Source organism: Chlamydiota bacterium (assembly GCA_012729785.1).
GTDB lineage: Bacteria > Auribacterota > Tritonobacteria > UBA1439 > UBA1439 > UBA1439.
In genome coordinates this window covers 18,825-40,518 of the sequence record JAAYCL010000027.1, presented here as the reverse complement: position 1 = coordinate 40,518, position 21,694 = coordinate 18,825, and the positions used below count along the sequence as shown (strand labels likewise).

Below are 21,694 nucleotides of genomic sequence, written 5' to 3'. Positions count from 1 at the left end.
CTCATCGACGTGCGTGGCGAAGTTTGCCGGGCGTGCCCGGCGCCATCCACGGCGCGGACCGGTGCCCATCGGCGATACGGATGATGTCTTAGAGGCGTTTTTCGGGCCCCAAAATCGCCGCTAAGGCTGTTTTTAGGGGCTAAATTAGTCTTAACGAATTCCCGTGCAACAGGATATCGTGGTCCGACCCCGACACTATGTGTGCCACCAGTGCAGGAGGCCTGTCTCGAACCGGTGCGTGAGCGCCGGGTGGGACGGAAGCACGCGGACGGAGAAGCCGAACTGCCCGCTCGCCGCGGAACGGATCGCCCCGGTGTAGACCTCGTGCCTGTTTTTGGAGGCCTTCTTGCGCGCGAGCGGGACCGCCTTCCCGTGCACGATCTCCCCGTCGGCGTTCAGGGGGCCGTGGAACAGCTCCACGGCGACGTCCTTCGGGTTCACCTTCCCGAGCTCCACCTGGACCTCCACGGGGAGCTCGGAGCCCACCCCGAGCTCCGAGACGCCCGAGATCTTCACGTCCCGGATTTGCACGCCGTTCCACTGCTCGCGCATCGCGGCGCACCAGCGGGTGAACTCCTTGGCCGCGGCCATCCCGTCGGCGGAGGCGGCCTTCCAGCGGTCGAGCGCGGGCAGGTACATCGCCGCGGTGTACTCCCCGGCCATCCGGTTCGTGTTGAAGATCGGGGAGAGGGTGCGGATCGAGTTCTTCATCATCGCGATCCAGTCGCGCGGCAAACCGTCCTTCCCCCGGTCGTAGAAGAGGGGGACGACCTCCTTCTCCAGCAGCTCGTAGAGGGCGAGGCTCTCGACCTCGTCCTGGTAGTCGCCGTCCTCGTACTCCTCGCCGCTCCCGATGGCCCACCCGTTCTCGCCGTTGTAGCCCTCCGGCCACCAGCCGTCGAGCGTGCTCACCGTCAGGCCCCCGTTGGCGACCACCTTCATCCCGCTCGTGCCGCTCGCCTCGAGGGGGCGGCGCGGCGTGTTGAGCCACACGTCCACCCCCTGCACGAGGCGGCGGGCGAGGTCCATGTCGTAGTTCTCGAGGAAGATGATCTTGTTCCTGAACGGCTCCTGCTCGGAGAGGTGGACGATCTCCTTGATGAGCCGCTTCCCCCCCTCGTCGGCGGGGTGCGCCTTGCCGGCGAAGACGAACTGGACCGGCTTGCCGGGGATGGAGACGATGCGGGCCAGCCGGTCCGGATCGCGCATGAGGAGGCTGGCGCGCTTGTAGGTCGCGAAGCGCCGGGCGAATCCGATGGTGAGGGCCGCGGGGTCGAGCGACTCGGCGGCCTCCGCGACGCGCGCGCTGTGCGCCCCCATCTCCTTGAGCTGCTCCTGGAGCTTCAGCCGCGCGTAGCCGACGAGCCGCTCGCGCAGGCGCTGGCAGCTCCCCCAGAGCTCGGCGTCGGGGATCTTGTCGATCCGTTCCCAGACCTTCGTGTTCTCCGGCTCGAAGCGCCACCGCGTCCCCATGTGGCGGTCGTAGAGGCGCACCATCTCGTCGGAGAGCCAGGTGGGCGTGTGGATGCCGTTCCTGACGTGCCCGATGGGGATCTCGTCCAAAGGCACCTCGGGCCAGAGGCGGTGCCACATTGCGCGGGAGACCTCGCCGTGGAGCTTGCTCACGCCGTTGATCGACGAGGCGAAGCGGCAGGCGAGGACCGCCATCGAGAACGGCTCGCCGCCGTCGCCGGGTTTCTCGCGGCCGAGATCGAGGAGCGTCTCGACGGGGAGCCCGAGCTTCTTGCAGTACCCGGAGAGGTATCTGCGCACCAGGTCGGCGTCGAAGCGGTCGATGCCGGCGGGGACCGCCGTGTGCGTGGTGAAGATGCTCGTCGCGGCGACGAGCCCGCGCGCCTCGTCGAACGAGAGGGAGTGCTTCTCCATCAGGTGGCGCGTGCGCTCGAGCGCCAAAAACGCCGAGTGCCCCTCGTTCATGTGCGTGACCGTCGGGGGGCAGCCGATCGCCGCCAGGGCCTTGATCCCGCCGATCCCGAGGACGAGCTCCTGCCTGATCCGCATCTCGTGTCCGCCGCCGTAGAGGTGGGAGGTGATGGCGCGGTCGTCGTGCGAATTCTTCTCGATGTTCGTGTCGAGGAGGTAGAGCGGGATGCGCCCCACCTGCACCTTCCAGATATGCACGAACACCGACCGCCCCGGGAACGGCACGTCCACCACGACCGGCGCGCCCGCCTCGTCCTTCACGAGCGTCATCGGCATGTTGTAGAAGTCGTTCTCCGAGTACGTCTCCTGCTGCCAGCCGTCGAGGTTCAGATACTGGCGGAAGTAGCCGAAACGGTAGGCGAGCCCGACGCCGATCAGCGGGAGTCCTAGCTCGCTGGCGGACTTGAGGTAGTCGCCCGCGAGGACGCCGAGGCCCCCCGAGTAGAGCGGGAGGCACTCGTGGAGGCCGAACTCGGCGGAAAGGTACGCGATGGTCCTCCCGAGGTGGCTGTCGTGCTCCTTCTGGTACCAGGTGCCGTGGGCGAGGTACCGCGACAGTTCCTCAGCCACCCTGTCCATCCCCGCGAGGTAGGCGTCGTTGTTGAGCAGCCCCTCGATCGCCTCCGGTGCCAGGGAGCCGAGCATCTTCACCGGGTTGTGGCTGGTCGTCTCCCAGAGCGCGGGGTCGAGGCCGCAGAACAGCTCCACCGCGCGCGGGTTCCATGACCACCAGAGGTTGTAGGCGATGTCGAGGAGCGGCTTCAGCCGCCCGGGGAGAGACGGGATCACCGTGTAGCGCACGACTTTTCTCATCGAAGGGCTCCTTTGTGCCGGCTCGGAAGAGTATGATAGCATCAGGAATGGGGAAAATACAGCATCCTCCCCCCGGCGTCACCGCGCCCGACGGGGAGGGGCGCGCGATCTTCGTCCTGGAGGACGGGGGGTGGCGTTCAGTCGGCGTGGCCGGGGAGTTCAACGCCTGGAACCCCGCCGCCGGCCCGATGCGGCGCCGCCCGGACGGGGCGTGGACGGCGGAGACGGCGGGGCTCGTCTCCGGGACGTACCGGTACAAGTACGTGGCGGACGGCGGCCGGTGGTTCACCGACCCCGCGAACCCGCGCGTCGAGCCCGCCCCGGGCGGCTGGGTCAACAGCGCCTTCGACATCGACTGCCCGCGCGAGGACGCACGGTTCATCGCGTCGGCGGAGACGGCGCTCGCGGCCCATCCGCCGCGCTGGGACCGGCACGCGCCGCGGCGGGCGGCGCTCGCCGCCCTGGACGCGGAGCTCCTCCGGGAGGGCGCCGCGGAGCGGCCCGCGGTCCGGGAGCTGTTCCAGCGCCGCCTCGCCCGGCTCGTGGAGCGGCTGCGGGGGGGGCGCGTGCGCGCCGGGTGGCGCGCCTGGCTCGTCTACAACCACGGCGTCATCGTCGAGACACCCGGGGCGGTGGCCGGCTTCGACGTCGTGAGCACGCGCGCCGGTCTGCGCGTCTGGTGGGATATCCCCGCACGGCTCGCGGCGGGGCTCGTCTCGTGCCTCGATCTGCTCTTCCTCTCGCACCGCCACCTCGACCACCTCGACGTCGAGATGGTCGCCAGGATGCGCGAGGCGGGGAAGACGGCCGTCATCCCCGCGGAGCTTTCGTGCCTGTTCGCGCGGGGCGTGCGCCACGCCTCCGCGGGGGAGCTTTTCGACCTCGGCGGCGGCGTGCGCGTCCGCGCGCACTCCGGACGGCATGTCTACGGCGCCGGGCGCGCCCTGCCGATGCGCTGCTACGAGGCGGAATTCCCCGGGGGGCCGCGCGTCCTGCACCTCGCCGACCACGACTACACGGCGCCGGTCGCGCACGACGGGCCGGTGGACCTCCTCATCCCCAAGTGCGGCGGCGTCTCCCCCGACACAGACGACCGCGAGGCGATCCGCCACTGCCTCGCGTCGATCCGGCCCGCCCGCGTCCTCCCGGGGCATCTGCTCGAGGTCGGGCACCCGGTCCGCGAGGGGAGGACGGGGCTCGGCGCGGCGTACGACATCCTCGAGGGGGCGGGCGCGCCGTTCGAGGTTCTCTTCTGGGGAGAGGGGATCGCGGGGGCGTGCGAGGGCGCACCCGGTTGACGGATCCCGCCGCGCTATGCACAATGCATATGATCCTGTGACCATCTTCTCCGGAACGCGCCGGGATACGTCGAGAAGGCGCTTCGCGTATCGGGATCCCAGCGAAAGGGGCGGATCTTCGCGCACTCGGGATGTCGTGCCTTCCGGCTCGACGTTCCCGCCCCTCTCGATCGGAGACAGCCCGGTCCGTACGGTCGACATCCTTCGCGTGAAATGGGGAATTATCCACATGCTCGCCTCCACCGACTCGGCACGCGAACGCCTCGCGGCGTACCGGCAGTGTGACGCCCCGCAGGGATTCGCGCGGGCGCTCCCGGCGGCGCGCGGCCGCGAGGCGGAAACGATTTGGGTGCGCGGATGGCCGCGGCGGGAAGGGGAGCCGGCCCGGTGTACACCGTTCCAGTCGCGCCCGCGGCGGTGCGAATCCGCCGGGAGGGAGGGATGACCTCCCGCGTCCGTCTCCTCCTCCTTGCCTCCCTCGTCCTCCTGGCACTCGTCGCCTACGCCGGGATGCTCGAAAACCGCTTCACCAACTGGGACGACGAGCACCTGATCGTCAGGAACACGACGATCCGCTCGATCGACCCGCTCCGCCTCCTTCGCTGCTTCCACCTCAGCTATCCGCCTCTTACCGTGTTCACGCACTCCCTCGACTACCGGTTTTGGGGCCTGAATCCCGTCGGCTACCACCTGACCGACCTCTTCCTCTACGCTCTCATCGTCGCGGCGTTCTTTTTCCTCGCGGAGCAACTGACCGGAGACGGGCGGGCCGCGTTCGCCGCGGGAACCCTCTTCGCCGTCCACCCCGTGCACGTGGAGTCGGTGGCGTGGCTCTCCAGCCGGAAGGACGGCGTCGCGATGCTCTGCTACCTCGCCGCGTTCCTCGCCTACCGTGCGTCGGAGCGCGGGGCCTCGACCGATCGGGGGGAGGGCGCGCATTCGCATCGGGACGCGGGCGGCGGCCGGGGCTTTCTTTCGCTCGCCGCGCTGCTCTACCTCGGCGCCGTCTGGGCGAAGCCGCTGATGGCGACCCTCCCTCTCGCCCTCCTCCTGTACGAGACGGCGCTCCGGGGCCGGCCGCTCCGCCGCGCCTGCCGGCGCCTTGCGGCGTTCGCGGTCCCGCTCGTCCTCACCCTCCTCGCCGCCTTGTGCCTCGACCCGCACAACGAGATCCGCCTCCCCTGGCACGGCGGAAGCCCCGCCGCGACCGCCCGCGCCGTGTTGCGGGTGGGGGGCGACTACCTCAGGATGCTCGTCTTCCCCGTCCGCCTGAACGCCCTCTACCTCGTGCGCATCCCGCCCCGTTGTATCGAGATCAGGTGCCTGCTCCCGCTCGCGGCGTGGGCTCTGCTCGCGGCCCTCGCCGCGAAGCGGCGGAAAACCGGCCGGCTGTTCGTCTTCTGTCTCGGCTGGGGGATCGCGAGCCTCCTCCCCGTGCTGCAGTTCATCCCCTTGAACGTGATCAAGGCGGACCGGTACCTGTACCTCCCGAGCGCCGCCTTCTGCCTCCTCTCCGGGGCGGTGTGGGCGCGCGCGGCGCGGAGGGGGATGCGCGGGGGATGGCTCGCGGGTCTCGGGGCGGTCGCCGCCCTCTTTCTCGTTCTCACGGTCGCGCGCGGAACGGCGTGGCGGGACAGCGTCGCGCTCTGGGAGTCTTCCATCGCGCAGGATCCGGCGAACCCGGATGCGTTGAACAACCTCGGCATCGCCTACGCGCGGGAGCGGCGCTACGCGGAGGCGGAGGAGGCGCTGCGGCGATCCCTCTCGCTCCGGCCGAAATCCGGCTCCGCCCGGAACAATCTCGCCAACGTCCTCATCCTCACCGGCCGGCACGAGGAGGCGCTGCGGGAACTCGAGAAGGCGGGCAATCTGGAGAAGGACCTCGTCTACGCGGCGCAGGCGCACCACACGAGGGGGATCGCGCACGAGGCCATGGGCGATCCGGCGCGCGCCCTCGAGGCGTACGAGCGGGCGCTGCGCCTCAACCCCGTCTACCTCGACGACGCGCCGCTGCGGGCGCGGATCAGGCGGTGCCGCGCGGCGCTTTCGCCCGCCCCGCGGGAATGACGCCGGCCGTCATCCGCCGCCTTCCCGCAGCGCCTCGATCAGGCCGCGCATCGCCTCTTCCGTCGCCGCCTTGAAGGCCTTCTCCTTGAGCGGCTTCGTCCCCGCCATCCCCCGCGTGTACCAGGCGAAGTGCTTGCGGAACACCGTGGGGCCGTGCCCCTCCCCGTAGTGCGCGCAGAGCAGGGCGAGGTGGCGGAGCATCGTCGCGGCGATCTCGCCGCGGGAGGGGCGCGGCGGGACGCTCCCGCCCGAGAGGAACGTCTCCGCCTCGGCGAACAGCCACGGGTTCCCGAGCGCCCCGCGCGCGAGCAGCGCCCCGTCGCAGCCGGTCTCGTCGAGCAGCCGCTTCACGAGGGCGGGTGTGAGCGCGTCGCCGCTGGCCACGACCGGGATGTCGAGGGCCTCCTTCACCGCCCGTATCGCCGCGTAGTCCACGGAGCCGGTGTACCCCTGCCGCATCGTCCTCCCGTGGATGAAGATCGCTCGCACCCCGGCGTCCCGCGCCCGGAGGGCGATCTCACGCGCCGCGGGGGAGGAGGCGTCCCAGCCCGCGCGGAGCTTCACGGTCACCGGCACGGAGGCGCGCGAGGCCATCGCGCGGAGGATCGCTTCGAGGGCGGCCGGGTCCCTGAGGAGCGCCGCCCCCTCGCCGCGCCGGACTATCTTCCGCGCCGGGCAGGCCGCGTTGAAGTCGATGAGGGCGGGGGGGCGCTCGCAGAGGATCTCCACCGCGCGCGCGGCCTGGACCGGGTCCGCGCCGAAGAGCTGCACGCCGAGCGGCGCGTCCGCGGTCTCCGTCCGGAGCATCCGGATCGTGCGCGGGCTCCCGCGGACGAGGGCGGCGGCGCTGATCATCTCGGCGAAGGCGAACCGGCAGCCGAGGCCGCGGGCGACGAGGCGGAACGGCAGGTCGCTCACCCCGGCGAGGGGGGAGAGGAGGAGCCGCGACGGCAGGGCGAGGTTCCCGATGACGAGTGGCATGGGGGGATTCTACCACGGCGGGGTCTGCACGCGCCGTTCTTCCTCCCGTTTGCCTCCGTCGGCCGGCGGGGGGGGGGGGGGGGGCGCTATTTCGCTTGCATCCCGGCGCGGCGCCCTCAATAATGGGTGGCGATCGGTCTCCGGGGCCCTCGGACATGCGCGGCATCCTGACATGGGCGGTGTGCGCGGCCATCCTCGCCGCCGCCTGCTGTCCGGGGAGCGCCGCTCCCGCCGCGGCGGCCCCCGATCCGCTGCAGGCCCCTCCCGGTATCCGCCCCGTCGCGGTCAAAACCGGCTTCTACCTCCTCAACCTCGCCTCCGTGAGCGAACGGACGGAGTCGTTCGAGGCCGATCTGTACCTCCAGGTCGCCTGGAACGACCCGCGCCTCGCCTTCGTTTCGAAGGCGGACGGGGATGCCCGGCGCATCTTCGTCGGGAGGGACGCCGAGGAGGCGTTGAAGGGGATCTGGTGGCCGGAGGTGGAACTCGTCAACGCGGTGAACCCGCAGGTGAAGAACCGGTCGCTTGCGATCGCTTCGGACGGGGGCGTGACCTTCCAGATCAACCTGACGTCGCAGTTCCGGAGCCGGTTCGACTTCCGCCGCTTCCCGTTCGACCGCCAGGTGCTCGAGGTGCGGCTCCAGTCGTTCCTCTTCGACCACGGCGCGGTGCGGTTCGTCACCGACCCATCGATGAACGGGTTCGCGGGGGGGGATACCTGCGACGACCTCCGGGTGACGGGCGTGGAGACCGTCTGCCGCGCCGTGAGTCCCCCGGGCCTCGGGAGCACCTACTCGGAGTTCGTCGCCCTTGTCAGCGTCAGCCGCAACAGCGCCTTCTACGTCTGGAGGATCTTCTTCCCCACCGTCCTGGTGATGGCGATGTCATTCGCCGTCTACTTCGTCCAGATCCCTGAACTGTACCACCGCGTCGCCTTGTGCCTGTCATGCCTCCTCGCCTGCATCGCGACGCAGTTCGCCATCAGCTTCAATATCCCGAAGATCTCCTACCTGACGATCGTGGACAGGGTCTACCTGCTCACCTACGCCAGCCTCGCGCTGGGGGCGGCGGTGAGCGTCCTCGAGCACGCCCTCCACGGCCGGCGCCACTCGCGGCTCAACCTGGTCAACCGGATGGCGCGCTGGGCCATGCCGCTGCTCTACACGGCGATACTCCTTCGGATACTGCTGCCGCACGCCTGGTAGGCGCGGAAGGGGTCACCAGCGCACGACGTCGTCGTGCATGTACTGCGTGAAATCCTCCCACTGCCGCTTCATGGAGGCGCAGCCCCCGGAGGCGGCGAGGAGGGCGAGCAGGAGGAGGGCGAGGAGGGCGGGGATGCGCGGGGGCACGATTCTCATGGCGCGTCGATCCTAGCACAGGCGGCCCGCCCGGGCAACGGAAATGCTTGTTTCGGCGCGAAATTCCGTTGCCGCCGCCTCGGGTGAACGTGTATACTGCCCCCCCGTGCGCATGGCGCGACGGCATCTCTCGGGCGGGGAGGGGGGGCGATCGTGCTCGCGTTACTCAAGCTCTTCGGCGGCCTCTTCCTCGGCTGGGGGATCGGGGCCAACAACGCCGGCAATATGTTCGGGACGGCGGTCGGCACCGGCGCCGTCAAGTACCGCACCGCCGTCGTCTGCGTCGCCGTCTTTGTCCTGGTGGGGTCCATCCTCGAGGGGTACAAGCTCTACGACGGCTACAAGTTCGACAAGAGCGGGGAGTTCAAGGTCTCCTTCACGCAGGCGGCCGTCGCCACCACCGCGGGCGCCGCGAGCATAATGGTGCAGACGTACTTCGGCATCCCGACCTCCACCACGCAGAACGCCATCGGCGGCGTGATGGGGATCTCCATCCTCTCGATGGGGATGGCCGGCATCAGCTGGACGAAGCTCCTCTACTGGCTCGTCTCCTGGATCATCCTCCCCATCGCCTCGGCGGCCGTCTCCTACGCCGGGGTCAGAGGTCTCGGCTGGGTCGTCCAGCGCACCGTCAAGCGGGTGGCCGTCCTCAATACGATCTACAAGATCGGCCTCCTTGTCTTCGGCTGCTACGGGGCCTACGCGATGGGGGCGAACAACGTCGTCGTCACGACCGGGCCGTTCTACCAGGCGGGTTTCTTCGGCGACCCCTCCCGCGCCCACGCCATCTGGGCGGCGACGCTCGGCGGCGTCGCGATGGCCGTCGGGGCGCTGACCTACGGGGGGAACGTCATCAGGACGGTGGGCAAGGATATCACCGCCCTCGACCCGTTTTCCGCGCTCATCGCCGTGCTCACGCACTCGCTCGTCGTCCACTTCTTCACCCAGCTCGCCATCCCGGTCTCGTCGTCCCAGGCGATCGTCGGGGCGGTCGCGGGGGTGGGGCTCGTGCGGGGCGTGAGCACCGTGAACGCCCGGAAGCTCTGGGCGATCTTCTCCGCCTGGTTCCTGTCCCCGGTCGTCGCCGCGCTGCTCGCGATAGGCATCGCCCTGGCGCTGGGCATACGCTGACAACAAGGAGGTGAACCGTGTTCTTCGACAAGAAGGAGCAGCAGGTCAGGCAGTTCATGAAGAGGCACGTCGACAGGATCAAGGAGTGCCTGGTCCTGTTCGAGAAGACGATCTCGCTCTACCTCGACGGGCACGCCGAGGAGGCGAACGTGAGCTCCTACAACGTGCACAAGAAGGAGCACGAGGCCGACGTGGTGCGGCGCGAGATCATCGCGAAGCTGGCCGACGGCGCGTTCCTGCCGTTCATCCGGGAGGATTTCATCGATATCGTGGAGTTGATCGACGAGATCGCCAACCGCGCCAAGACGGTGACGCAGACGATGGTGATCCAGATGCCGAAGATCCCGCAGGAGCTGCACGCGGACATCCGGATGCTGACGACGCGCGCCGTGGAGGCGATCGAGCCGCTGGTCCAGCTGATGGAGGGGTCGCTGCTGGACCGGGAGAAGTCGATGGCTCTGATTCAGGAGATATCGGCGCGGGAGCAGGCGGCGGACGCCATCGAGTTCAAGCTGCTGAAGCGGCTGTTCCAGGAGATCGACATCACGCTCGCGGAGAAGATCCTCATCAGCGAGCTGCTCACGCTGATCTCGGAGATCGCGGACGCGGTCGAGGACGTCGGCGACCGGATCCAGGTGCTGATCTCGAAGCAGGCCGTCTGACGGGCCGGGCCGACCCCTCCGCGTCAGCGCGAGAGGCGAAGTGGCGACGCACCCCCGGCGCGGTTCGCAATGACCGGCAGATGCGCGCGGGGCGGCGTCATCCCGTGGCGTCGTCGATCGTCCAGCAGAACGCCTTGATCCCCTCCTCGCGGTACTCCCGCCCCAGCTCCCGCACGGCTGCGAGCAGGCGGGCGGCGTTCGCGTCGCCGCACGCCGCGTAGAGGATGTTGTTGCGCCCCGGCCAGACGTCGTTCCCGAGGTGCGTCCCCGAGCTCTCCCCCCTACCGAAGGCCCCCAGGACCTTCGTGTAGTTGGCGAGCGCGCACGACTCGAGCATCTCCATCAACTCGTCGTCGATCGCCTCGTTGTAGCAGACCATCACCATCTTCATAGTCCCGGCTCCGTTCAGATCAGTTCATGGCCGATAACCGGCGGCTCACCTCGAGCGGTCATCGCCCTCGACCGCGGCTTGCCGGCCGTCGGCCGACGTGACGGGGCACGCCCTCCGCTTGCGCTTCTCCTCGCGCTTCTTCAGGTGCGTCTCGAAGACCGCGTAGAGCGTCGGCACGAAGAGCATCGTGATGAACGTCGAGACGGACAGCCCGCCGATCATCGTGATCCCGAGCGGCTGCCAGGTCTCCGAGCCCTCCCCGCGCGAGATGGCGAGGGGGAGCAGGCCCGCGAGCGTGGTGACGGTCGTGCTGAGGACGGGCCGGAGACGATCCCGTCCCGCCTCCGTGATGGCGTCCACCATCGATTTGCCGCGCGCGCGGAGGATGATGATGTAGCTGATGAGGACGATCGCGTTGTTCACCACGATCCCCATCAGCATCACGAGGGCGAGGAACGACATCACGTTCAGATAGGTGCCGGTCAGCACGAAGGCGAGGATGGCGCCCGTGAAGGTGAACGGGATGGCGAACATGATGACGAACGGGTCCAGGAGCGACTCGAACTGCGCCGCCATCACCATATAGACGAGGAGGGTGCCGAGGATGAGGAGGTAGGTCAGGTTCAGGAACGCCTCGGACTGCTCCTCGGCCTGCCCGCCGAAGTTGAGCGTGACGCCGGCGGGGAGCGCGATCTGTTTCATCCCCTCCAGGATGTCGTCGCTGACCTTGCCGGTGGAGCGTTGGTAGGTGTTGCACTCGACGCGCATCACCCGCTCGCGGTTCTTCCGCTCGATCTCCATCGGGCCGAACGTCTCGCGGAAGCGGGCGACGCTCGCGAGCTTGATCTGCTTCTGCGTGAACGGGGAGACGACGACGAGCCCCTCGATGTCCTCCCGTTTCGAGCGCGACTCCTCGTCCAGGCGGACGTAGATGTCGTAGGTGTCGCCCGCCTCGCGGTAGCGGGTGGCCGACTCGCCCTCGATGTAGGTCTTGACCGTGTCGGCGATGGTGCGCATGTTGAGGCCGAGGGCGGCGGCCTTCTCGCGGTTGACCTCGATCCGGAACTCGGGCCGCTTGAGCTCGCGCGAGATGCTGACCTCCACCGCGCCCGGCACCTTCTCCATCACCGCCTTGATCTGTTCGGCGACGCGCCCCGTCTCCTCGAACGAGTGGCCGATGATCTCGACCTGGACCTCCTTGCCCCCCGAGCCCGAGATGGCGCGCCCGAGCGGGTTGCCGACGGAGAAGTTCGTTTTCACGATCCCGGGGATCAGCAGCACCTTCTCCCGGACGGCGTTGGCGATCTCCTTGGCGCTGCGCCGCCGCTCGGTCTTCGGCCCGCACTTCACCCCCACGTTGATGATGTGCGGGCCGGTCGCGTCGCCGAAGATCGCCCCGACGTCGGAGCTGAGGCCGCTCCGGACGTAGATGTCGCGCAGCTCGGGTATCTCGTTGACGAAGAGCTCCTCGACCCGGCGCCCCACCTTGATCGTCTCCTCGATGCGCGTCCCGATGGGGAGCTGGAGGGTCGCGCGGATGTCACCCTGGTCGTCCTCGGGGGCGAACTCGTAGCCGACGAACGGGATGAGGAGGAGGCTGCCGATGAAGACCGCCGTGAAGCCGCCGAGCGCGACCCTGCGCCGGGCGAGGCACCAGGCGAGGGCCTGCGCGTAACGGGTCTCCCACGAGACGAACCACCGCTCCGACATTTCGTAGAACCGGCCCAGGAGGTCTCTCCACCGGCCGATGGCCGACGCTCCGTCTCCCGGGACGCGCTTGTCGGGCGATACGTCGTGGACCGCGGACCGCCGGTCGACCTTCATCAGCTTCGAGCAGAGCATCGGGCTGAACGTCGAGGCCGTGAAGAGCGAGGCGACGAGCGTCACGGTTATGGTGATGGCCAGCTCTCCGAACCAGATCCCCACGAGGCCGGAGATGAAGAGCATCGGGAGGAAGACGACCACGGTCGTGGCGGTGGAGGCGGCCACGGAGAGGAACATCTCGCTCGTCCCGAAGATCGCCGCCTCCTGGGGGCGCCTCCCGCGCTCCATGTGCCGGTAGACGTTGTCCACGATGACGATGGCGTTGTCCACCACCATCCCGATGCCGATGGTGAGCGAGGAGAGGCTGACGATGTTGATGGTGCGGCCCGTGAGGAAGAGGTAGATGAAGGCGATCAGGAGCGAGAAGGGGATGGTGAGAGCGATGATGAGACTGGGGACGAGGCGGCGCAGGAAGAACCAGACGACGATGATGACGAAGAACCCGCCCTGCCAGACGGTCGTCTTGAGGGAGTTCAGGGAGTCGATGATGTCCTCGGAGGTGTCGGCGATGACGGTCGTCTTCACATCGGCGGGGAGATCCCGGGTCAGGTCCGCGAGGCGCTTCTTCACCCGCTCGGCGACCTGGACGCTGTTCGACCCGATCTGCTTCTGGATGATCATCATCAGGCCGGGGTTGCGGTTGACCTGCACGTCGCTCGTGACCTCCTTGAAGCCGTCCTCGACGCGCGCGACGTCCTTCAGGTAGATCAGGTTCCCCTTGCGCTGCCCGAGGATGACGGTGTCGATCTCCTCGGGCGTCACGAACTCGCCCGGCACCCGGACGAGGTAGTCGGTGAGGCCGTACTTGATGCTGCCGGCCGGCTGCGTGAAGTTCTCCTTCCCCAGCAGTTCCTCGATGTCGAGGATGGAGAAACCGTACGCCTCGAGGCGCCGCCTGTCGATCCAGATGTTGATCTGCCGCTGGAGCCCCCCCTGGAGGGTGAGCGTGCCGACGCCGGGGATCTGCTTCAGGTCGTCCACGATGCGCTTGTCGATCAGGTCGTACAGGTCGGGATAGGAGCGGTCGGCGCTGAAGCCGACGAAGAGGATGGGGATCATCGCGGTGTTGAACTTGAAGATGGACGGCTCGTCCATCTCGTCGGGGATGTCGGGGAGGAACTTCTTGGCGCGGTCGATCCGGTCGCGGATGTCGTTGGAGGCCTCGTCGAGGTTAGTCCCCCAGTTGAACTTCAGGGTGATGAGGGAGATCCCTTCGAGGCAGCGGGCGGTGATCTTGTCGATCCCCGGCGTGGTCGCGAGCTGGTTCTCGAGCGGCTCGGTCACCTTGGACTCGATGTCCTCGGGGTTGGCGCCGGAGTAGGTCGAGATGACGGTGATCGCCGGGGGCTCGATCTCGGGCATCAGGTCGACGCCGAGGTGCCCGAGGGAGTAGAGGGCGATCACGATGATCCCCGAGAAGATCATCAGGTTGGTGACCGGCTTGCGTACGCCGAACTCCGGAAGGCTCATCTCCTCACCCCGTGCCGATCAGTCCACGGCCGTCGGCTGTGGATCGCGCCCCGTCGAGGCGGTCGGCGTGGCCTGCGGCTGTTCGCCGTCGATCTCCACGCTCACCGCCGCTCCGTCGCGGAGACGCTCCTGCCCCATCACCGCGACCATGTCCCCCGCCTTCAAACCTTCGCGCACCTCGACCCGGTAGTTCTCGCGCAGGCCGAGCGCGACGTTGCGCACCCGGGCGACGCCGTCGTTGACGACGAAGACGTAGGTGTCGGGCTCCCGGCCGATCACCGCCTCCTGCAGCACGGTGAGGACGTTCTCCCTCTGTTCGAGGACGAGCTGGACGCCCGCGAACATCCCGGGCTTGAGTCGGTGGTCCGCGTTGTCGATCGAGATCTCGACGGGGGCGGTGCGCGTCTCGATCTCGACGACCGGGCTGATCCGGGTCACCGTGCCGTCAAAGACCGTCCCCGGGTACGCATCCACGCGCACGCGGGCCGTCTGTCCTATCGAGACCTGGGGGAGGTACCGCTCCGGCACATCGAGGCGCACCTTGACCTGGTCGATGGCCACCACGAGGGCCACGGCGGTCTGGGCGGTGACGTTCGTCCCCTTGTCCACGTAGATGCGCCCGACGAGGCCGGCGAGGGGGCTCTCGACGGGCGCCTTCTCGAACTTGAACCCGACCTCGTCGCGGTCGATATAGGCGATGACCTCACCCTTGTCGATCGGTTCCCCGTCCTCCTTGAGTTTCTCGATGATCTTGCCGTTCACCTTCGGGAAGACCTCGGCCTTGTCCCACGCCTCGATGGTGCTGGCGTAATCGAGGGTCCGCGAGATCGTCTCGGCGGCCGCGTGCACCGCCCTGATCGGGATGCGCTCCTTCTCCTCCGTCTCCCTGCTCCCGCATCCCGAAACGGCGAGGACGGCGACGACGGTCCACAGGGCATGGCGCACGATCGACGGCCGGCGGGTTCCGCGGGCATGGATCGTGGACGGTGTTGCGAACGTAGGCATATCACTCCTCCAGCGTCACGTCGCTCCTCGCCAGCGTGAGGCCGACTTCCCTGTCGAGGTTCACGAGCGCGCTGTTGTAGTTGACGATCGACTGTTTGAGATCGAGTTCCGCCTTCGAGTACCGATACTGGTAGTCGAGCATGTCGTGCGTGCTGACCTGCCCGGCCGCGAGGCGATCCTTCTGCGCGGTGTAGTTCTCCTCCTCCTTGTCCCGGGCCACCTGCGAGGCCTGCTTCTGCCGGTACTGGAGGTCGACCTCCCGCACCTTGTCCCGCACATCGAGGATGATCCGCTGCTCCATCCGCTCGAGTTCGAGGAGCAGCTGCGCCTTCTCGAGCTTCGACTGGTCATAGCGGGCCCGGTCGCCCTTCCCCCACGGCACGCGCAGCGATCCGCCGACGCCCCAGTCCTTGTAGCGCCAGTGGATGCTCTCGACGGCGCGGCCGTACTGGTCCCCGAGGCCGTTCAGGCCGAAGCTCCCGACGACGTCGAGCGTGGGGAGGAGGGCGTTCTTCGCCGTCACGATGCGGATATCCTTGTTCTTGACCTCGATCTTCCTGGCGCGGTAATCGGGCCTGTGCTCGAAGGCGTCCAGGATCGACTGGACCAGATCGACGGACCGGACGGAGAAGTCGGGCTTCTCGATGAGCTCGATCTCCGCGTTCCACGTCTCGGGGTCGTCGACGAGGTTGGTGACGAACTTCAGCTTGTCCTCCGCGGTCTTGAGGCCGTACTCGGCGTCGAGGAGGAGCTTTTCGCGTTCCGCCTCGGCCGCCTCGGCCTCGAGGAGATCCACGGAGCTGGCGATCCCCTTCGCGTAGCGGGCGCGGTTGATCTCGACGAGTTCCCTCGCGCTCGCGAGGAAGTCCCTGGCGATCTGCCGCGCCTCGATCGCGTAGGCGTAGGCGTAGTAGGCGTTCTTCGCATCGCTGACGGCGTCTATCGCCGCCGCCCTGAACGTTTCGATCGACTGGCGTTCGTTGTTGCGGGCGATGATGATCTCCGCGCGGTTCACGGCGACGCCGAACCCCCGCAGCAGCGGCTGGGTGAGGGTGATGAGCGGTTCGCTGGTGTAGGAGGGATTGAGCGCGGTGATGTCGGAGTTGGTTCGCTCCCGGTCGTTCAAAAAATCGAAACGGTAGGTCGTCCCGGTGACCAGTTTCCCGAGGATCCCGGCGTCGAACCCCATCGAGCGGCTCCTCTGGTTGCCGGGGAAGAAGACGCTCGCGCTCTCCTCGGTGACGTCGCGGAGCAGGTAGTCGGCGGTGAACGCCGGCTCGAAGGCGGACTGCGCGATCCGGACGTCGTCGGCCTTCAGCTTCGGCTCGATGCGCGCGATCCTGATCTCGGAGTTCTTCTGCAGGGCGTAGGCCACGACATCCACCAGCCCGATGCGGAGAACCGTCCGCTGGGCGGCGGATTTGAGGAACGCCTCGCGCGTCACCGACGGAGGCGGGCCGTCGTCCCCGTTCTCCGCCGCGGAGACGGCGGAGGCCGCGAGGAGCGCCGCGAGGAGCGCCCGGCGGGCCGTCCGGCTCATCGGCGGTTCCCCCCGTTGCGGCTGAGCGCGGCGTCGAGGCGCGCCAGGAGGTTCCGGTAGAAGCGGAGCACCGCCTCCTGGTCCTGCTCGGGCATCGTGCCGAGCGCCTCCCTGAGTAGGGCGAGCCCCTCCTCGCGGAGGGCGGAGACGACGCGCGTCCCCTCGGGGGTGAGCGCGATCACGAAGACGCGCCGGTCGGCGGGGTGAGGGGAGCGCCGCGCGTAGCCCGCCGCCTCGAGCTTGTCCACGAGATTCGTGACCGCCGGCGTCGAAACCTGGAGGAAGTCGGCGAGGTCGTGCATCTTCTGGGCCCCCTCCTCGATGAGGATCATCAGCGTCATGTACTGCGGCGATGTCACCCGAAGGCAGGCGATCTTCTTCGAGTAGAACTTCGTGAAGCGCAGGTGCACCTGGCGCAGCAGCTTCAGGAAATCCTTGCGGTCCGTCATCGTGGGCTCTCCATCGTGACGCTCCAAGCGTGACGTCCCAGGGTACACGGATATTGATCAAATGTCAAACAGTAAATATATTGAATAATTTAATATATGACCATTATCCCCGTTTCCGCGCGAGGGTGGCGCGGTCCGGTCGGGGTGCTATACTGTCTCCGATGAAAAGGGGCTCGGTCGCCGCCTGCGCAGCGCTCGCCGCGGCGGTGGCGGTCTGCGGTCTGCGCGCGCTCCCGTACCCGTTCGTCTATGACGATGTGACACACGTCGCCGACAATCCGCACATCCGCACCCTCGCCCGCCCGCTGCGCTTCTTCCTCGACCCCTCGACCGTGGCGGTCACCCCGACGCCCGCCACTGAGATCTACCGCCCCCTCGCGACGCTGAGCCACGCCCTCACCTTCGCCGTCTTCGGCCCGGGGCCGCACGGCTTCCGGCTCGTCAACCTCCTGCTCCACGCCGTCAACGCGATGCTGCTCCTTTTCCTGGTGCGGGCGATGCTTTCCACCGCCTCCCCGGAGAACGCCGGCATCGCCGCCCCCGCCGATGCGTTCCCGTGGGCGGCGTTCCTCGCCGCCGCCGCCTGGGCGGTCCACCCGGTGAACGTCGAGTCGGTGACCTGGATCGTGGGGCGCTCGAATATCCTCTGCGGGCTCTTCTTCCTCGCCGCCCTGCTCTGCCGCACCCGGGGAGAGAAGGAGGCAATGGGGAGGGGGTGGTGGCGCGCGGCTGCGCTCGCCGCGTTCGCCCTCGCCCTTCTTGCCAAGGAGCAGGCGATCGTCCTCCCGCTCATCCTGGTCGCCTGCGACGCGACCCTCGCCATCCCCGGGCGGCGGCGGACAGGCGGGCGCGGGTACGCGGCGTTTTTCAAGGTCGCGGGGTGCTACCTCATCCTGCGCCTTCTCCTCGTGGGGAGGATGACGCAGCGCGGCGGGTGGGGCGGGGGCGTCGGGGAGCATCTGGCGTTCCAGCTGATCGGGTTCGCGACCTACCTCCGGCTCCTCGTGCTGCCGTTCGGGCTCCGGCTCGACTACGTCTTCTATCCGCCGTTCGGAAAGGGGGCCGGCTGGTTCATCCTCTCCGCCGCGGCGGGGGCGCTGTATCTCGTCCTCCTCCTGCGCGCCCTTCGGCGACGTTCCCCGTACGCCCTGGGCCTCTCCTGGATCCCGATCGCCCTCCTGCCGGTGCTGAATATCCTGCCGATCAAGGCGGTGGCGAACGAGCGGTTCCTCTACCTGCCGGCGATGGGGCTCTCGTTTCTCATCGCGTGGCTGCTCGCGCAGCGCCCGGGCGGCGGGCGCGCGCGGCTCGCCGCCTCCGCCGCGGTCGTGTGCCTCGGCCTCCTCTCGGCGCGCCGCGTCGGGGACTGGAAGAGCGAGTTCACGCTCTGGCGCGACAGCGCACAGAAGGAGCCGCGGAGCTTCATCGCCCAGGTGAACTACGGGAAGGCGTGCAACGACGAGGGGCGGAGCGGGCTGGCGGTCGAGGCGGCGACGGCGGCGTTGCGGCTGACGCCCACCTGCGAGGAGGCGCGGGGGGCGGCGCTGCACATACGGGCGGTCGCCCTGATGCGTATGGGGAGGGCACGCGAGGCCGAGCGGGACCTCCGGCGCGCGCTCGAGATCGACGATGCGTTGTACCTCCGGGCCGCGCTGGCGCATCTCCTTGCCGCCGAGGGGCGCGGCATCGAGGCGGCGGAGGGGTTGCAGGATGCCGCTCCCCGACCGGCGCCACCGCACGGTCGTCCCCCGCGTGGGATGGCGGATCGGGAATCCGGTGCTTCGGAGTCCGGGCCCGGGATGGGCCCTCCGTACCCCCCCCCTCCTGAGGGCACGGCCACCCGGTCGCCGCGCGGCGCGGCATCGTCATGAGATAGACAGGATGATGTGCAGGATGTGCAGCGCCGAAAGCCCCCACGTGATGGCGAATATCCTGGCGATGATCCTTTTCGCTTCCTCGTGGATCTCACACGGCATCAGGCCTAAACCGAGGAAGACAGCGTATGCAGGCGCCGCGGCGAGGACGTAGGATGCCTTCACTGCGCTGTAGTACGGATATCTCCACGCGAGCGCGATGATGCCGGATGCAGTGATCAGCAGGAGCGCGGGGAAGACGCTCATCTTCGCCGCGTCCACCTCCGGCGCGCTGCTCCACCTTCTCCATCCTCCCCGGCAATAGATCCACGCACCGCCGCCAAGCAGCAGAAGAGGGAGGAGGCCGAGGATGATCAGGCTCCCCCCCATGCAGCGTGTCAGGCTCGACATCGAGGGATTGTCTCCGGGGAAATCCTTCTCGCCCCTGAGCCAGGCGTAGTAGTGGTTCCACCAGCCCGCATTGGAATCCAGGAAATAGAGAAATTTCGGTTCGGTGTCGTACCACATCCCACGGTACAGCATCGTCCAGAAGGAATGCATCTTGCCCGGAACCAGCATCGGCGTGGCGATGCTGTCCCATGGCGTGAAGCTGACAAAGTCAAAACGGTTGGCGTCGCGCGGCTGGGCGAGCCTGACGCCCCGAAGATCGAGGTTGATGGGCATCGGCCTTCCGTAGTGCCGCGCGTTCGCTGCCAGAGAGACGCCCAGGGCCGCGAGGGGGAGAAGGAACACCAGGATGCAGGAGCCGAGGACCCGCGCCCGGGAGGAGGGTCTCGGACCGATGAAGAGGGCGGCGAATGCGATCAGGGTGACCGGGAGCATCGCGTAGGCCGTATATTTGGTGAAAAGGGCGATGGTGAGCGCCACGGTGACCGCCACGAGCGATGCGGGAGACAGGGTGCGTTCGATGGCGATCAACAGCAGGTAGATGCAGAGAGACACGCACAGGTAGGAGATGGTGTCGTTCGAATGCATCGCCGACATGTAGATGTGGCGGGGCAGGAAACAGACCGTGCCGAACGCGGCAAGCCGCGGGAAATCGGAGAGGGGCACCTTGCGCAGGATCAGGTAGATCATCCCCATGTTCAGGATGCCGTACACGCAGGGGATGAACTGCAGGAGCTTCAGGAGGTGCCGGGGATGCACCCCCATGCGGACGGCGAAATTCCCGATCATCGCGGACAGCCAATAGAAAACCGGCGGATGGTAACATTCCCAGCAGGCGTCCTTGGCCGGAATGACGCCGGTGCGCATGATCATGAGGATCGGCTCATAATGATCATCGAACGCATTGGTGGGAGGATTCGACCAGCAGAGGGCGAGGCGCATAAGGGCGCCGCAAAGAAAAAACGCCACCGCCCATGCGCGAGGCCTCACACTCACTGGCATCCCTCCGGCGCGGCGATTCGAGTCAGCCCCTTCATCGCATGTGGGGTTCCCGCCCCAGCCCGCGTCAGTAGGCGTTGCGGCGGGCGAAGAGGGTGAGGATGAGGACCTTGAGGTCGAAGAGGAGCGACCAGTTCTCGAGGTAGTACATGTCGTAGCGGAGACGGGCCCGGACGGAGGTGTTGCCGCGGAGCCCGTTCACCTGCGCCCACCCGGTGATGCCGGATTTCACCGAATGCCGAGCCATGTAGCGCGGGTTCTCCTCCCGGAAACGGTTCACGAAGTGCGGGCGCTCGGGCCGCGGGCCGACCAGACTCATCTCCCCCTTCAGCACGTTCCAGAGCTGGGGGAGCTCGTCGAGGTTCCGGCGCCGCAGGAACGCCCCCACGCGCGTGCAGCGCGGGTCCTCCGCGCGCGCCCAGACAGGGCCGGTGTGCCGCTCCGCGTCCTCCACCATCGTGCGGAGCTTGTGGAGCCGGAAGCAAACCCCGTCCTCGCCGCAGCGCTCCTGCGAGAAGAACGCCTTCCCTCGCGAATCCAGCTTGACGGCGAGGGCGCAGAGGGCGATGACCGGCGCGGCGACGACGAGGCCCAGGGCGGACCCGGCGACATCGAAGGAGCGCTTGAGGAACCGGTTCCACGGGGAGTGGAGCGGGATGTGGCGGATGCCGACGAGCGGGACGCCGTCGAAGCTCACGACCTCCACCTTGCGCGTCAGTATCTCGAACATGTCGGGGACGTGCTTGAACTCCACGAGGTTCTTCTCGCAAAGCGCGACGATGGAGAGGACCCGGGCGTGGTCGAGCTTCGGGTTCGTCAGGATGAGTTCGTCGACGCCCCCCCGCTCGAGCAGCGCGGGGAGGGCGTCGAGCTCCCCGGCGATCGGCGCGACGATCCTCGACGAGGAGCTCTTCTCGCCGGGGCAGCGGACGAAGCCCACGATCTCGCACTCGAGGGTCGGATTGCGCCGCACGTGCCGCGCGAGCCGCGCGGCGGTTTCGCCGGTGCCCACGAGGAGGAGCTTCCGCTTCCCCGCGGAGCGGCGGTAGAGCCGCTTCTCCACGGCGTTGGAGGCGAGCCGTCCCGCCCAGACGAAGGATTCGACGAGCGGGAAGAGGAGCAGGAATGTGATGCGCGAGTATTTCAGCCCCGCCTCGCTGTGCGTGGAGGGGAGGAGGAAGGTGAGCGCCATGAGGGCGATCATCCCGGCGGTCGTCCCCCGGGTCACGACGAAAAACTCGTTCGCGGCGTCGTAGCGCCAGCGCCGCGCGTAGGAGCCGAGGAGCTTGTAGAGATAGACGAAGGCGAGCGTCGCGACGGGAAACGCCGCGAGGTAGGAGCGGAACGGGGGGACGCCTTTCAGGACGGGGACGAGCGCCGTGAACGGAGAGTGGAAGCGTGTCCAGTAGGAGGCGCAGAAGGCGGCGTTGAGGCACAGGATGTCGATCGCCACCCTGACCGCGGTCGCCGCCTCGGTCGTCCTGCTCCGGTTCGACAT

The 21,694-nt window shown here is 68.1% G+C and carries 16 protein-coding genes; 6 read left to right on the top strand and 10 right to left on the bottom strand.

All coding sequences use genetic code 11. The annotated features are described in order from the left end of the window. Positions 1-195: 195 nt before the first annotated feature. Positions 196-2,757 (bottom strand): glycosyltransferase family 1 protein, encoded by a 2,562-nt coding sequence (locus GXY35_06500; protein ID NLW94226.1) that lies wholly within the window; start codon positions 2,755-2,757, stop codon positions 196-198. 47 nt (positions 2,758-2,804) lie between these two features. Between GXY35_06500 and GXY35_06495 the strand changes: the two genes are divergently transcribed. Together GXY35_06495 and GXY35_06490 are read left to right on the top strand one after the other, a co-directional pair. Continuing rightward, a complete protein-coding gene (locus GXY35_06495) occupies positions 2,805-4,055 on the top strand; it encodes a hypothetical protein (GenBank protein ID NLW94225.1) in 1,251 nt (416 codons plus the stop codon). A gap of 441 nt (positions 4,056-4,496) precedes the next feature. Then, positions 4,497-6,122: a tetratricopeptide repeat protein gene (locus GXY35_06490; protein NLW94224.1), complete on the top strand. Its 1,626-nt coding sequence runs from the start codon at positions 4,497-4,499 to the stop codon at positions 6,120-6,122. Between the two features lie 9 nt (positions 6,123-6,131). On the opposite strand, the gene dusB is transcribed toward GXY35_06490, so the two are convergent. Further along, the gene (gene dusB, locus GXY35_06485) at positions 6,132-7,103 is read right to left on the bottom strand and encodes a tRNA dihydrouridine synthase DusB (protein ID NLW94223.1); all 972 of its coding nucleotides are present in this window, start codon (positions 7,101-7,103) and stop codon (positions 6,132-6,134) included. A gap of 155 nt (positions 7,104-7,258) precedes the next feature. Between dusB and GXY35_06480 the strand changes: the two genes are divergently transcribed. Then, entirely contained in the window at positions 7,259-8,308 is a 1,050-nt protein-coding gene (locus GXY35_06480; GenBank protein NLW94222.1) for a hypothetical protein, read from the top strand. Positions 8,309-8,320: 12 nt separating this feature from the next. On the opposite strand, the gene GXY35_06475 is transcribed toward GXY35_06480, so the two are convergent. Then, on the bottom strand, positions 8,321-8,464 hold the full coding sequence (locus GXY35_06475; protein NLW94221.1) for a hypothetical protein: 144 nt from the start codon (positions 8,462-8,464) through the stop codon (positions 8,321-8,323). A 153-nt stretch (positions 8,465-8,617) separates the two neighbouring features. On the opposite strand from GXY35_06475, the gene GXY35_06470 reads away from it, so the two are divergent. Then, positions 8,618-9,595: an inorganic phosphate transporter gene (locus GXY35_06470; GenBank protein ID NLW94220.1), complete on the top strand. Its 978-nt coding sequence runs from the start codon at positions 8,618-8,620 to the stop codon at positions 9,593-9,595. Positions 9,596-9,612: 17 nt separating this feature from the next. Continuing rightward, the gene (locus GXY35_06465; protein ID NLW94219.1) at positions 9,613-10,257 is read left to right on the top strand and encodes a TIGR00153 family protein; all 645 of its coding nucleotides are present in this window, start codon (positions 9,613-9,615) and stop codon (positions 10,255-10,257) included. Between the two features lie 97 nt (positions 10,258-10,354). Here the strand turns inward: GXY35_06465 and GXY35_06460 are convergent, their stop codons facing one another. The 5 genes from GXY35_06460 to GXY35_06440 are packed head-to-tail and all read right to left on the bottom strand — an operon-like array spanning position 10,355 to position 16,936. Then, positions 10,355-10,648: a hypothetical protein gene (locus tag GXY35_06460; protein ID NLW94218.1), complete on the bottom strand. Its 294-nt coding sequence runs from the start codon at positions 10,646-10,648 to the stop codon at positions 10,355-10,357. Positions 10,649-10,693: 45 nt separating this feature from the next. Continuing rightward, on the bottom strand, positions 10,694-13,942 hold the full coding sequence (locus tag GXY35_06455) for an efflux RND transporter permease subunit (protein ID NLW94217.1): 3,249 nt from the start codon (positions 13,940-13,942) through the stop codon (positions 10,694-10,696). A gap of 18 nt (positions 13,943-13,960) precedes the next feature. After that, positions 13,961-14,947, bottom strand: coding sequence for an efflux RND transporter periplasmic adaptor subunit (locus tag GXY35_06450; protein NLW94216.1), 987 nt, complete (start codon positions 14,945-14,947; stop codon positions 13,961-13,963). Between the two features lies 1 nt (position 14,948). After that, a complete protein-coding gene (locus tag GXY35_06445) occupies positions 14,949-16,487 on the bottom strand; it encodes a TolC family protein (protein NLW94215.1) in 1,539 nt (512 codons plus the stop codon). Next, on the bottom strand, positions 16,484-16,936 hold the full coding sequence (locus GXY35_06440) for a MarR family transcriptional regulator (protein ID NLW94214.1): 453 nt from the start codon (positions 16,934-16,936) through the stop codon (positions 16,484-16,486). Before GXY35_06440 ends, GXY35_06445 begins: the two co-directional genes overlap by 4 nt. Before the next feature lie 161 nt (positions 16,937-17,097). Here GXY35_06440 and GXY35_06435 point away from each other — a divergent pair, with 161 nt between their 5' ends. Further along, complete coding sequence (locus GXY35_06435) at positions 17,098-18,807, top strand: hypothetical protein (GenBank protein ID NLW94213.1); 1,710 nt, start codon at positions 17,098-17,100, stop codon at positions 18,805-18,807. Here GXY35_06435 and GXY35_06430 read toward each other — a convergent pair. Both GXY35_06430 and GXY35_06425 read right to left on the bottom strand, forming a co-directional pair. Next, positions 18,802-20,193, bottom strand: coding sequence for a glycosyltransferase family 39 protein (locus tag GXY35_06430; GenBank protein NLW94212.1), 1,392 nt, complete (start codon positions 20,191-20,193; stop codon positions 18,802-18,804). The genes GXY35_06435 and GXY35_06430 overlap by 6 nt on opposite strands. Positions 20,194-20,263: 70 nt before the next feature. Then, complete coding sequence (locus tag GXY35_06425) at positions 20,264-21,694, bottom strand: undecaprenyl-phosphate glucose phosphotransferase (protein ID NLW94211.1); 1,431 nt, start codon at positions 21,692-21,694, stop codon at positions 20,264-20,266.